Source organism: Pseudomonas sp. P110(2024), from assembly GCF_057480795.1.
Genome location: NZ_JBLIYT010000001.1, coordinates 616,106 through 627,749, shown reverse-complemented (window position 1 = coordinate 627,749; position 11,644 = coordinate 616,106). Strand labels below are relative to the sequence as shown.

The window sequence follows — 11,644 nt, the reverse complement described above, 5'->3', positions numbered from 1 at the left end:
GGGTACACGCTATTGCAAGCTAGCGGAAAGCTTCGCTGCGATGCTCACGCTGGCTTGCTGGCGGCGGTGTTTACGACATTACTTTTCGTACACTGCCTAGCGATGGCTGCGATTGGATTGCTTTCATCAGTCAGGGCGGGTGTCATCGAACTGGATGAAGCAGAGCGCCTGTTGTTCTCGCCAGGTGTGGCAAGTGTTTTTAGAAGGAAGGGAATTTCTTCTGTTGTCTGCGATCTTGTTGTGGATTGTTGTGAGTTGGAAGATATACTTGCTCTCTTGCCAGACAGGTTTGATAGTGAGGTTGTACGGCTTATTGATGCTTTTTCGGAGTATTTAACCGTCACGGCACCGCTAGATGCCTATTCGGACCATGCGAAATATAGGTAGCTTATATGTCGCTGGCAGCATCGAAGAAAGGGAGTGGATGTGGGTCTGTTCCCGATTTATACTGCACTTTTGCACCTTGACGCACGAATATGAAAATAATCAAAACCTTTGCAGGATTGACAGGGCTTAAAAGGTTTTCCGCTTGGCGAGCCGGCTGGCAGGAACCTGCGTCTGTCGACCTATTTTCATATATTGAAGATGTCGTCAGTCCAGAGCGGAAAAGGGGACAGATTTATTTTCCTACTCTAATTCCGACTCCTGGTGGCTAAGGGGTCTAGCTTTCATGTAGGTAGGACGAGATTAGAGTAGGGAAAATAAATCTGTCCCCTTTTGGCTTGGTCCCTTTTGGCTTCCTTTTTGCTTTTTTGGTCATCTATCAAGTTTTTTCGTTTTGTGAGGGTGCACAATGACTAGTGTTTCGGAGTTGAACGAATTGCTTGTTGCTAACAATTGCTTGCATTTAATGAGTATTCAATTGGATGAGAATGGCATGGCCTATGATTTGTCTCTATCCATTTCGGCGTCTGAAAAAGCAGGGGCTGATGTTGTATGTATCAGCTTTATTGATATAAGCCAACTTGCCTCCCGAGAGTTTGGCGGTGGATTGACTCAATTGATGCATATGAGCGTGAAGAAGCTGGATTCTGGTCTTGATAGGATACGTTATCAGTTTTGCGATCATGAGGATGGGAAGCTGTTCTTCTACTTTTCGTCATTCTCGGTTGATTGTGTGGAGTGAAAGCTATTGTGCTGACTTGCTGTGAATGGGCGGATAGATCTGTTTTACTCCTTTTGCCTTTTATCCGCAAGTGAGAGATATAATGACAATTTCATGGTTCAATGAATGTATAAGCCCGTTTTTAGATGGGTGCTCTCTGGAGTATTCGTCATGCTCTGGCGGGGATTTTGGTGATCTTGAGCGGATAGAGTTGGAAGGCTTTGGTAAGCTTGGGGCTGTAGAATTTTGGTCCAAGGGTTGGATCGGGATTGATATATATGACTGTGTCCTTGAAGAGCAAGCTATGAATGTTTTGTTTTCGCCAGAAGAGCAAGGGTCTGTACGTCAGGCTTTTGAAAGTATTATAGAGATCTTCACGCAGAATGTCTGATGTAAAAGGAGAAGCAGCAGGCCAACCTGTCTCTTTTTTCTTCGTCAGTGGCTAAACTTTTGTAGGGTGTTAAAAAATGAGTGAACAAAAGCTGCGAGAGCAACCAGCGGTTGGCAGAATTGAAAAGCTGATTTCTGATCTTTCTGTTAATAGGAATAGTCGTTCTGAGAATGCCCTCTGCCAAGAAATACGACCGTTATCAGGTAGTAAAAGAATGGAGGTTGTACAGGCATTGGCCAGTTTTAATGTTCGTCTGGGCGCAGATGTTGCAGCTCGAGTCCACTTGCCAGTTTATTATCAAGTGCAGTTGATTAGAAGCCTGCTTGCAGATGGTGGAAGTAATAAAATAAAGCAGTTCGTGGTGCGGTTGTTCGTACATCGAATGAAGACGGCTGTGGTTGTAAAGGAGTTGATGGCTGCGAAATGTAGGTATCCGAATGCGGTGAGCTTAATGGCGTACTACTATTCGAGTCTCAAGAGGGTTCGGTGTCGTGCTCAAAAAGATGCCCTTTTTTTGCTGAGGGATTTCAGGATATGTGGAGTTTAGATGGTCAAGTGTTAGCAGCTGCTATTCCGGTATGGATATTTAATTATCGTATAGTCGAGTTCTAGTTTTCTGCCCTGTATCACTAGAGTCTAGCTGGGCTGGATTGCAACTTGCGGCACCAGATGGATAAAGCCCCGCACAAGGCAGGGCTTTGAACGTGGCAATTTTATTTAAGGTAGCCGTTCTGGCGCATCCGCAAGCTGTAGATCCAGACAGCAACCAGCAGCATTGCTTGCAGGGTGCCCGGGAGTACGTACCAAAAAGCCTGCGGGTAAAGGCTCGCCGGAAGGCGGAAAATTTCTGGGAACATGAGCGGGATCAGCGTCAGGCCAAAGAGCAGTGCCCCAAGCAGGAACCATACGGACTTCGCGCTGCGCCTGTACAACAACACGCTGCTTGTGACGAGTAGAATGCATGACAGTGCTGGAGGCGCCAGCATAATCATTGCGAAATCACCCACCCTTGCCATTTCCCATCCTTCACCGACTAGCCAATAGGCAATTTTGCTGGTGATGAGCAGGCAGTAGATTACCGCAACCGTGACTAGCATCGGACGTGGGGCGTTCCGTACCTGAGGTGCACTTTTTTCCATAACTTCCAGATCTCATGGCGTGGCGGGTTAATCCGGCCAAAGTGCGCAGTCTACTGGAGGATTGGTGGATCTTGAAGTGGCCTGAAAACACCATACTACTTTTCGTACAATGCTTAATCGCACTCATCTGTAAGCTACGCGTTCAAGATGCTTGAAGTTTGCTCTCGAGTTCAAGCCGCCGGGGCTGCCTTGTAGCCCTTTCGCGGCAAAAGGCCGCTCGTACAGGGGGATGCGGCCTCCTGTAGGAGCGGCCTTTTGCCGCGAAAGGACCGCAAAGCGGTCCTGCTCCGCAAACGCCAACAGCTCAGTTCAACCAGCTCAACGCCGGCCCCTGGGGCACGATCCGGGTCGGGTTGATGTGGTTGTGCGAGTAGTAGTAATGCAGCTTGATATGCGCCATGTCGATGGTGCGGTAGATCGCCGGGATCTGCGTCAGGCGCACCAGGTACTGGTACAGCGCCGGGTACTCGGCCAGGGTCTTGTGGTTGGTCTTGAAGTGCACGTAGTACACCGCCTCATAGCGGATCAGCGTGGGCAGCAGGAACAGGTCCGACAGGCTCAGCTTGCCGCCCACCAGATACGGCTGCTTGCGCAGCCGGTGCTCGAGGGTGTCCATGGCCGCGAAGAACTGCTGGAAGGCCTGGTCGTAGCTCTCCTGGTCCGGGGCGAAGCCCATGTGGTAGACCATGCGGTTGATGTTGGTGTGCAGCCACTGGTTGAGCTCGACGATGTCGCAGCTGGAGCGGTCGGGCACCAGGTCGATCGGGGTCTTGGCCAGGGGCAGCAGGCGGGTGGCCATCTGCAGCGCCAGCTCCGCCGAATCGTTGTGCACGATACGGTTCTGCTGGCGGTCCCACAGCACCGGCACCGACTGGTTGCCGGTGAAGCCCGGGCGCGAACGCTCGTACAGGCTCGACAGCAGGGTCACGTCTTTGTGCAGCGGGTCCTGGTCGTGCTCGTCGAACTCCCAGCCCTGGTCGTGGCGGCGCGCCGCCACCGAGGTGACGTCCAGCGCGTCTTCCAGGCCCAGCAGGCTCTGCACCAGGTGCACCCGGTGCGAGAACGGGCAGGCGTGGGAAATGTACAGGTGGTAGCGGTTGGGTTCGGCCACCAGTTCGCTGAGGAACAGCTCCTGGACCGACGGGTTGTCTTGGCTGCGGGTCATCTTACCTTCCTACGGCGGTGGCCAGGCTTGGGCATGGGCGTTCGCCGAGGGCGGCGATGCTGTGCTGGATCTTCAGGTTGGCGGCGGCCAGGCCTGCGGCCAGGCTCTCTTCGCCCATGCCCAGGCCTTCGGCGTAGATGAACTCGACGCTGTTCAGGCCGACGAAGCCCAGGGTCTGTGACAGCCAGCCAGCCAGGGTGTCGGTGCCCTGGCTGTAGATGCCACCGCTGGCGTTGAGCACGTGCACCGGCTTGTCGTCGAGCAGCCCGACCGGGGCGCCGTCGACGTAGGTGAAGGTGACGCCGCCGCGCACGATGTAGTCGACCCAGGTGTGCAGGATCGACGGTGCGCCGAAGTTGTAGCGTGGCAGGCCGATCACCACGCGGTCGGCTTCCTGGATCTCTTCGATCAGTTCGTTGGACAGCTTCAGCGCCGCGGCTGCCTCGATGCTGCTGGCGTCACCGCCGAACAGGGCGTCCATGGTCACCGCATTGAGGTGCGGGATAGGCTGGGCGTGCAGGTCGCGTACCGCCACCGACGCTTCGGGGTTGACCTCTTTGAGCTGCTTGAGGAAGTTGTCCACCAGTTGGCCGGAGAAGCCGCCATCGGACTTGATCGAGGAGCGGATGACCAGGACCTTGTGATTCATTGCGCGAATCCTTTCTGTGATGTGTGTGATAGCCAGTCTTGAGCAATCGGGCGGGAGTGAAAAGCGCAGATAATCAGGGTATTACCCTTAAGGTTGTCATGTATCGCCAGGGGCTCTGGGCTGGAACGAGCGCGGGGCAAGCCTGCTCCCACAATTCGCGTGGGAGCGGGCTTGCCCCGCGATGAACGTGATGGGTGATTACGCCATTACCACTCGCGCTTGAGCCTGAACTTGCTCAGCTGCGCGCTGGCGATGCGTGTCTGGCTGCCGTCGGCGTTGACCCGCCAGGCCTCGGCCTGGGTGAACATCAGGTTGCGACCGTCGCGGATCACCTTGGCGTGGAACAACACCTCGGTGTCGCGCGGCGTGGCCGACAGCAGCAGGGTGTTGAAACTGTTGGTCAGGGCGTACTCGTCCGGCCCCAGCAGGGGCAGGGTGGCGAGCATGCTGGTGACGTCGAGCATCGAGTAGATCACCCCGCCGTGCAGGGTCTGGCTCAGGTTGTCGATGGCATCGGTGACGGTCAGCCGGCAGGTGCACTGGCCGGGGGACTGTTCCAGCATTTCCAGCCCGCAGTAGCGCTGGTAGGCGTGTTCGAGCAGCGCGCGCGAGTGCGCGGCGGCGTGGTCGCTGATGGTGCTCATGGTGTGATCCTTCACAGGTGCCGGGCAATGATTTCCAGCATGATTTCGTGGGTGCCGCCGCCGATGGCCAGCAGGCGGGCGTCGCGGTGGATGCGTTCGACCAGCGAGGGCTCGACGCAGCCGTGGGCGCCATGCAACTGCACGGCGTCGCGGGCCAGGGTTTCCAGGGTCTGCACGGCGCTGTTCTTGGCGATGGCCACCTGGTGCGCGTCCAGGGTGCCTTCGGCCTGGCGGGCCACGCAGGTGTCGACGAACTGGCGGCTGACCGTCAGCTGCGCGTAGTGCTCGGCCAGGCGCTGGCGGATCACCGACTTGTCGAACAGCGGCTTGCCGCCGACCTGGCGGCTCTTGCACCAGTCGATGGCGGCCTGCAGGGCCATGTCGGCGCTGGTGATGGCCATTACCGCCAGGTTCAGCCGCTCCTGCTGCAGGCTGGCCTGCAGCAGGCGGCCGACGCCGCCCTTGCCGGTCAGGCGCAGCGCTGGCACGTCGACAAGCTCCAGGTCGGCCAGCGGCAGGCAGCGCCAGCCCAGGGCCTGGCGCGGGGTGTGGCGGATGCCGGCGGCGGAGCCTTCGACCAGGAACAGCGCCAGGCCGTCCTCGCAGTGGCCGACCATCAGCAGCCAGTCGGCACGGGTGGCGTTGCAGATGAACGCCTTGTGCCCGTTCAGCCGGTAGCCATCGGCCTGGCGCGTGGCCCGGCACTCCAGGGCGCGCAGGTCGGAGCCGGCCTGGCGCTCGGTGATCGCCAGGGCGATGCTCTGGCGGCCGTCGAGCACCGCCGGCACCAGGTCGTGGACGATCGGGTGGCCGGTGGCCTGCACTGCCTTGAGGCTGACGAAGTGCGAGCCCAGGCCCATGGTGATGCCCTGGGCGCCGCTGCGGGTCAGCTCCTCGATCAGCACCGCCACGGCCCGCGGGTCGTCCGGCAACTGGCGGTGGTCGTGGCCCAGGCCGAGCAGGCCGGCGGCGCCGGCCTCGCGGTTGAGCGTGGCCGGGTAGGCGCCGAGCTGCTCCCAGGCCGCCACGTTCGGCGTGATGCGCTCGCTGACGAAGGCCTGCAGGCGCTGGCGGTATGCTTCACTCATGGCGATCTCCTCAGAACACCGTGGTCAGGGCCAGGTCGTGGAAGCGCTCGACGATCGGCCGGATCCGCGAGGAGGTCATGGCGCTGTCCTCCTCGAAGTAGTACAGGTCGGTCATGTCGCGCATCACTTCCAGCATCACCCGCGAGCGCTCGGCGGCGCGGATCTCGTAGCGCTGCAGGGCGCTGTCGAGGCGCTCGTCGCAGCAGCCGACCAGGGCCTGGGCGAGCATGAAGGCGTTCTCCAGGCCCAGGGTCAGGCCGTAGCCGAGGGTCGGCAGCATGGCGTGGATGCTGTCGCCGAGCATCACCACGCGGCCGTTCTGCCAGCAGCCGGCACCGGTCAGCGCCATCATCTTGTGGGTGAGGATCTGCTCGTGCTCGGTGGCCTCCATCATCCGCACCACATCCGGCGGCAGGTCGGCGAACAGCCGCACCAGGCCGTCGCGGTCGAGCAGCGGCTGGTTGCGGTGCTGGTAGGCGGCAAACCAGTAGCGGTACGGACGGTCGGCCGCCAGCGGGTAGGTGACCACCCGCGAGAACTCCGAGGCGAAGATCTGGCAACGGTCGGGCAGCAGCAGCGGCGAGTCGAACTCGACCATGCCGCGACTGGCCACCAGCCCGGTGTCGTAGGGCGTCAGGCCCGGCTCCAGGCACTGGCGCACGGTGGAGCCGACGCCGTCGCTGCCGATCACCAGGTCGAAGTCTTCCTGTTCGCCGTTGCTGAAGGTGACCCGCGCCTGTTCGCCGACCTTCTCCACCTTCTCGCAGCCCATCTGGTAGCGGATCTGCCCGGGGGCCAGGCGTTCGCGCAGCAGGCCGAACAGCTCGGGACGCGGGAACATCACCGCCGGCGCCGGGATCCCCAGGCCGTCCGGGCGCACCGGCTGGCTGTGGATCAGGCGACCGTCGCGCCCATGGGTGTCGAGGAACTCGATGGCCTTGCCGCGGCCGATGAACCCGGTGTCGTTGAACAGGAAGCGCAGCACCTGTACGCCCTGGGGCCAGACGTAGATACCGGTGCCCGAGTCGCGCGGGCCATTGGCCCGCTCGTACACCGTGGCCTCGAGGCCGAAGCGCTTGAGAATCAGGGCGCAGGCCAAGCCATTGAGGCCGGCGCCGATGATCGCGATCTTCATGCGGCCACCTCGTTCAAGGTGTTCCAGCTCTGGCCGCTCATGCGGTAGCGGCGTTGCAGCAGGCACAGGCTGGTCAGCTCCATCAGCATCGGGTCGAGCAGGCCCTGTTCCTGGGCGCTGAGGGTCGGCAGCTGCTTGAGCAGGGTGCGGACTTTGGCCGCGTCGAAGAACGGCAGCGCGTCCAGGTCACGGCTGTGCAGGGTGTCCTGCACCAGTTGCCACAGGCGGCCTTGCTGCTGCAGGGTGGCCGGCGGGGCGCGGAAGTAGTGCTTCTTGCGCTCGTACAGGGCCTTGGGCAGGTAAGGGCGCATGGCTTCGCGGAACACGTACTTCTCGGTGGCGCCGCGCACCTTCATCCACACCGGCAGTTGGCAGGCCAGTTCGACCACGTGGTGGTCGAGCAGCGGCACGCGGCCTTCGATGCTGTTGGCCATCTCCATGCGGTCGCCCAGGGTGGTGAGGACGAAGTTCGGCAGGTACGACTTGGCCCACAGGTACATGGAGTTGTGCACCGGGTCGCGGTCGGCGAGCTTGCCGTGGTCGAGGCGGTCGAAGAACTGGCGATACGGGTCGACACCGGTGAAGTGGTCGCGGAAGTCACCGCGGTACAGGCTCTCCAGGGCCTTGAACCAGCCGGCCTGGTTGTCCAGCCACGACACGCCGTGCTTGAGCTGGTCGACCATCCAGTGGATGTCGTGGGGCATGTGCGCGTTGGTGTAGCCCTGCTCGTTGGCCTGGATGCGCTGGCGCAGCAGGTCGATGACTTTCGGGTCTTGTTGTTCGTTGTTGTACAGCAGCATGTCGCGGCGGAAGTGCGGGTAGCCGGCGAACACTTCGTCGGCGCCTTCGCCGGTCAGCACCACCTTCAGGCCGGCCTTGCGCACTTCCTTGCTGAGGATGTACTTGGCCACGCCGTGGGCATTGAAGAACGGCGTCTCGTTGTGCCACACGGCCTGCTCGAAGTTGTCCGCCAGGTCGTCCTGGGTGATCTCGATGGTGTGGAAGCGCGCGCCGTTGTGCTCGGCGGCCATGCGCGCGAAACGGTTCTCGTCGTAGTCGTCCATGTCGGTGAACGACAGGTTGAAGGCGTCCAGCGGCTCGCCCTTGAGGGCGGTGGCCATGCCCAGCATCGCCGAGGAGTCGATGCCGCCGCTCAGGTACACGCCCATCGGCACGTCGGCGCGCAGGCGCAGGCGCACCGCTTCTTCGATGGCGGCGCGCACGGATTCGATCATGCCGGCCTCGTCGCTCGGCGCCGGGGTGTCGCGGCGGGCGAATTCCATGTCCCAGTAGCGGCCGCTGTGCAGGCCGCCGTGGTCGACCATCACCCAGCAGCCCGGCTGTACGCTGCGCACGCCTTCGAACAGGGTGTGGTCGCGCAGGTAGAAGGCGCGGCTGGCGTAGGCGTTCTCGTCCCAGGTCGGGTTGACGCCGGCGGCCAGCAGGGCCTTGATCTCGGAGGCGAAGTACCAGTTGCCTTCATGCTGGGTGTAGAACAGCGGCTTGATGCCCAGGCGGTCGCGCACCGCCAGCATCAGGCGGCGACGGCGGTCGAACAGGACCATGGCGAACTCGCCGCGCAGCTCCTTGAGCCCGGCCATGCCGGAGCGGCGGTACAGGTGCAAGGCGATTTCGCTGTCCGAGGCGGTCTTGAAGATCGCGCCTTCGGCCTGCAGTTCGGCACGGATGCGCTCGTGGTCGTAGAACTCGCCGTTGACGATCACCGCCAGGTCGCCTTCGTCGGCGACGATCGGCTGCATGCCGTTGTCCAGGCCGATGATGCTCAGGCGGGTGTGGCCGAGCACGGCGCGCTCGCCCGGGTCACGCCACAGGCTGTGCTCGTCCGGGCCGCGGTGGTTGATGGCGGCCAGGGCGTCGAGGATCGACTGGTCGCTGATGCTGTTGCGTTTGGACTGGTAGACACCGATGAAACCACACATGGCAAAATCCTTTTCTCATAGGTCGGGCGTCGTCGGCGACGCCGGAACGGCGCGGGCTTCGTGGTCCGCGCACCCAGGGTTCATTGCGCCCAGTCGGGGCGGCTGCGTTCGAAGAAGGCGGCAAGACCGTGCTGGCCCTCGCTGGAGGTGCGCAGGCGGGCGATCAGCTGCAGGTTGCAACCCTGCTCGTCGAGCAGGTGGTCGCGGCCTGCCAGGCGCGCCAGCATCTGCTTGATCTCGCGACTGGCCTGGGGGCCGGTCTGCAGCAGGGTGGCCAGCCAGCGGTCGCGGGCCTGCGCCAGCTCGGCGGCGGGCACCAGGCGGTGGACCAGCTGCAGGCGCAGCGCGTCCTCGGCGCCGAACACCTCGGCCGAGAGCATGTAGCGCCGTGCCTGGCGCACGCCCATGGCGCGCACCACGTAGGGGCTGATCAAGGCCGGGGCCAGGCCCAGGCGCGCCTCGCTGAAGCAGAACCGCGCATCCTCGGCGGCCAGCACGTGGTCGGCGCAGCACAGCAGGCCCAAAGCCCCGCCGAACACCGCGCCGCGGGCCAGCATCAGCACCGGCACCGGGAAATCGTCCAGGCGCTGCAGGACGTTGGCCAGCAGGCTGGCGTCCTCCAGGTTGCGCGCATGGTCGAACTCGCGGCTGCGGCGCATCCACTCCAGGTCCGCCCCGGTGCACAGGTGCTCGCCGGCGCCGTCGAGCACCAGGGCGCGCAGCCCCGGGTGCTCGGCGAGGGCCTGCAGCTGCTCGTGCAAGGCCCCGAGCAGGGCCTCGTCGAGGGCGTTGCCGGCATGCGGACGGTTCAGGGTCAGGCAGGCGACCGCAGGTTGCGGCCAGCTCAGCAGCACGTCGCTCATGGTCGTCAGCTCGCCATCTTCAGGGACAGGGCGGTGCTCTCGTACTGACGGCGATAGCCCTCGCAACCGCCGTAGCGGAACGCGCCGCCGGTGACGTACGGGGTGCTGTAGTCGGCCACGGCCGGGTGGTTGTCGCCGTAGAACCAGCTGCTGTACTGCTCATGGCCCAGGCGGGTGCGGCTGGCCAGCATGCGCGCATGCGCCTTGCGCCGCGAATGGGCCTGGTAGCCCGGCACCACGGTGGCGCTGAAGAACTCGCCGACGCTGCCCGAACCGTAGCTGAACAGGCCGATGTTGCGCCCGGTCAGGTCCTCGTCGCTGTTGTCCAGCAGCGACAGCAGGGCGATGTACAGCGAGGCGGTGTAGCAGTTGCCGATGGCCTTGCCGTACAGCTGGCTGGTGGAGTAGGCCTTCTCGCCCAGGGCCTTGGCTGCTTCAGGCTCGATCGCCTCGAACACCGAGAAAGCCTTCTTCGCCATCTTGGTGAACGGCTGGTGGAAGCACAGGAAGCTCATGTCTTCCAGGCCCAGGCCGCCGTCGGCGCGGTAGCTTTGCCAGGCGTTGCGCAGCGACTCCAGGTAGACCTCGATCGACAGCTTGCCGTCGACCAGCGCGGTGCTGCGCAGGTTCGGCCGCCAGAAGTCCGAGACGTCCAGGCTGTAGCGGCCCTGGTGCGGGTGCAGCTCCAGCAGGCGCGGGTTCTCGGCCACGATCATGGCCACGGCGCCGGCGCCCTGGGTGCATTCGCCCTCGGAGTTCTGCTCGTAGCGGGCGATGTCGGTGGCGATCACCAGCACCTTCTCGTGAGGACGCTGGGCGACCAGTGCGCGGGCCATCTGCAAGCCGGCGGTGGCGCCGTAGCAGGCCTGCTTGAACTCCACCACGCGGCAGTCGGCGCGCAGGCCGAGCAGGCTGTGGACGAACAGGCCGGCGGCCTTGGACTGGTCGATGCCGCTCTCGGTGGCGAGGATCACCGTGGCGATCGAGGCGCGGGTGGCGTCATCGAGCAGCGGCAGGGCGGCGTTGGCCGCCAGGGTCACGATGTCTTCGTCAGGGGCCGGCACGGCCATGAACTCCTGGCCGATGCCGACCAGGTACTTCTGCGGATCGATACCATGCCGTTCGGCAAGTTCCTCCAGTGCGAAAAAGTGTTGCGGTACAGACAGCCCAATATCATCAATGCCGATTTTCATGTGTATGCCCAATTATTTTTCACTGTTGAAAAAATCCCAAAATACACAACCGGTCTTGTTGTTCCGGTGCCAGTCCCTGCTGGCCATTTAATTATTGCGGCTGAAGCTTTTGCCAAAAAAAGCGAATAATTCCGATGGGATTGATGACGCCTGTTCATGGTTTTTTTGGCTATTAAGTTATGCGTTTTTTAGTGCGCGCAGGCGCAGGCCCCGTGCTGCCACGCGGCTTCCATAAAGGTTTGGGAGAGGGTGTTGAACAATATGGCAATTAAAATTTTCAATTAAATTAATATGAAAATTTTATGGCGTTATCGCCGCATACTTTGCCGTGT

The 11,644-nt window shown here is 61.8% G+C and carries 13 protein-coding genes and 1 pseudogene; 5 read left to right on the top strand and 9 right to left on the bottom strand.

Annotated features, from left to right (window positions below; genetic code table 11):
• The 5 genes and pseudogenes from AC25ND_RS02970 to AC25ND_RS02950 all read left to right on the top strand — a co-directional run.
• A pseudogene (locus AC25ND_RS02970) lies at positions 1-100 on the top strand (IS5/IS1182 family transposase); the annotation flags it as partial.
• A gap of 2 nt (positions 101-102) precedes the next feature.
• Positions 103-387, top strand: coding sequence for a DUF3969 family protein (locus AC25ND_RS02965; protein ID WP_082750426.1), 285 nt, complete (start codon positions 103-105; stop codon positions 385-387).
• Between the two features lie 490 nt (positions 388-877).
• Complete coding sequence (locus AC25ND_RS02960) at positions 878-1,126, top strand: hypothetical protein (protein ID WP_486976093.1); 249 nt, start codon at positions 878-880, stop codon at positions 1,124-1,126.
• Positions 1,127-1,208: 82 nt separating this feature from the next.
• A complete protein-coding gene (locus AC25ND_RS02955) occupies positions 1,209-1,496 on the top strand; it encodes a hypothetical protein (RefSeq protein WP_486976092.1) in 288 nt (95 codons plus the stop codon).
• A gap of 76 nt (positions 1,497-1,572) precedes the next feature.
• A complete protein-coding gene (locus AC25ND_RS02950) occupies positions 1,573-2,043 on the top strand; it encodes a hypothetical protein (RefSeq protein WP_486976091.1) in 471 nt (156 codons plus the stop codon).
• A 166-nt stretch (positions 2,044-2,209) separates the two neighbouring features.
• On the opposite strand, the gene AC25ND_RS02945 is transcribed toward AC25ND_RS02950, so the two are convergent.
• From AC25ND_RS02945 to AC25ND_RS02905, 9 genes are all read right to left on the bottom strand, one after another.
• Positions 2,210-2,593 (bottom strand): hypothetical protein, encoded by a 384-nt coding sequence (locus AC25ND_RS02945; protein ID WP_028692819.1) that lies wholly within the window; start codon positions 2,591-2,593, stop codon positions 2,210-2,212.
• 346 nt (positions 2,594-2,939) lie between these two features.
• On the bottom strand, positions 2,940-3,800 hold the full coding sequence (locus AC25ND_RS02940) for a glutathione S-transferase C-terminal domain-containing protein (protein WP_051555768.1): 861 nt from the start codon (positions 3,798-3,800) through the stop codon (positions 2,940-2,942).
• 1 nt (position 3,801) lies between these two features.
• Complete coding sequence (locus AC25ND_RS02935; protein ID WP_051555769.1) at positions 3,802-4,449, bottom strand: FMN-dependent NADH-azoreductase; 648 nt, start codon at positions 4,447-4,449, stop codon at positions 3,802-3,804.
• Positions 4,450-4,655: 206 nt separating this feature from the next.
• Positions 4,656-5,093, bottom strand: a complete 438-nt coding sequence (locus AC25ND_RS02930) for a PaaI family thioesterase (RefSeq protein ID WP_028692820.1) — start codon at positions 5,091-5,093, stop codon at positions 4,656-4,658.
• Positions 5,094-5,104: 11 nt separating this feature from the next.
• Positions 5,105-6,181 carry an acyl-CoA dehydrogenase family protein gene (locus AC25ND_RS02925; protein WP_028692821.1) on the bottom strand — a complete coding sequence of 359 codons (1,077 nt, stop codon included), beginning with the start codon at positions 6,179-6,181 and terminating at the stop codon, positions 5,105-5,107.
• Between the two features lie 10 nt (positions 6,182-6,191).
• Positions 6,192-7,316 (bottom strand): FAD-dependent oxidoreductase, encoded by a 1,125-nt coding sequence (locus AC25ND_RS02920; RefSeq protein WP_028692822.1) that lies wholly within the window; start codon positions 7,314-7,316, stop codon positions 6,192-6,194.
• Positions 7,313-9,256: an asparagine synthase (glutamine-hydrolyzing) gene (asnB, locus tag AC25ND_RS02915; RefSeq protein ID WP_028692823.1), complete on the bottom strand. Its 1,944-nt coding sequence runs from the start codon at positions 9,254-9,256 to the stop codon at positions 7,313-7,315. The genes AC25ND_RS02920 and asnB overlap by 4 nt, the downstream gene beginning before the upstream one ends.
• Positions 9,257-9,336: 80 nt before the next feature.
• Complete coding sequence (locus tag AC25ND_RS02910) at positions 9,337-10,119, bottom strand: enoyl-CoA hydratase-related protein (protein WP_028692824.1); 783 nt, start codon at positions 10,117-10,119, stop codon at positions 9,337-9,339.
• A gap of 5 nt (positions 10,120-10,124) precedes the next feature.
• Positions 10,125-11,312 carry a hydroxymethylglutaryl-CoA synthase gene (locus AC25ND_RS02905; protein ID WP_062360730.1) on the bottom strand — a complete coding sequence of 396 codons (1,188 nt, stop codon included), beginning with the start codon at positions 11,310-11,312 and terminating at the stop codon, positions 10,125-10,127.
• Positions 11,313-11,644 lie beyond the last annotated feature (332 nt).

Coding starts and splice junctions, on each gene's coding strand:
- AC25ND_RS02965 (WP_082750426.1), top strand. CDS start 103: ATGGCTGCGATTGGATTGCTTTCATCAGTCAGGGCGGGTGTCATCGAA.
- AC25ND_RS02960 (WP_486976093.1), top strand. CDS start 878: ATGGCCTATGATTTGTCTCTATCCATTTCGGCGTCTGAAAAAGCAGGG.
- AC25ND_RS02955 (WP_486976092.1), top strand. CDS start 1,209: ATGACAATTTCATGGTTCAATGAATGTATAAGCCCGTTTTTAGATGGG.
- AC25ND_RS02950 (WP_486976091.1), top strand. CDS start 1,573: ATGAGTGAACAAAAGCTGCGAGAGCAACCAGCGGTTGGCAGAATTGAA.
- AC25ND_RS02945 (WP_028692819.1), bottom strand. CDS start 2,593: ATGCTAGTCACGGTTGCGGTAATCTACTGCCTGCTCATCACCAGCAAA.
- AC25ND_RS02940 (WP_051555768.1), bottom strand. CDS start 3,800: ATGACCCGCAGCCAAGACAACCCGTCGGTCCAGGAGCTGTTCCTCAGC.
- AC25ND_RS02935 (WP_051555769.1), bottom strand. CDS start 4,449: ATGAATCACAAGGTCCTGGTCATCCGCTCCTCGATCAAGTCCGATGGC.
- AC25ND_RS02930 (WP_028692820.1), bottom strand. CDS start 5,093: ATGAGCACCATCAGCGACCACGCCGCCGCGCACTCGCGCGCGCTGCTC.
- AC25ND_RS02925 (WP_028692821.1), bottom strand. CDS start 6,181: ATGAGTGAAGCATACCGCCAGCGCCTGCAGGCCTTCGTCAGCGAGCGC.
- AC25ND_RS02920 (WP_028692822.1), bottom strand. CDS start 7,316: ATGAAGATCGCGATCATCGGCGCCGGCCTCAATGGCTTGGCCTGCGCC.
- asnB (WP_028692823.1), bottom strand. CDS start 9,256: ATGTGTGGTTTCATCGGTGTCTACCAGTCCAAACGCAACAGCATCAGC.
- AC25ND_RS02910 (WP_028692824.1), bottom strand. CDS start 10,119: ATGAGCGACGTGCTGCTGAGCTGGCCGCAACCTGCGGTCGCCTGCCTG.
- AC25ND_RS02905 (WP_062360730.1), bottom strand. CDS start 11,312: ATGAAAATCGGCATTGATGATATTGGGCTGTCTGTACCGCAACACTTT.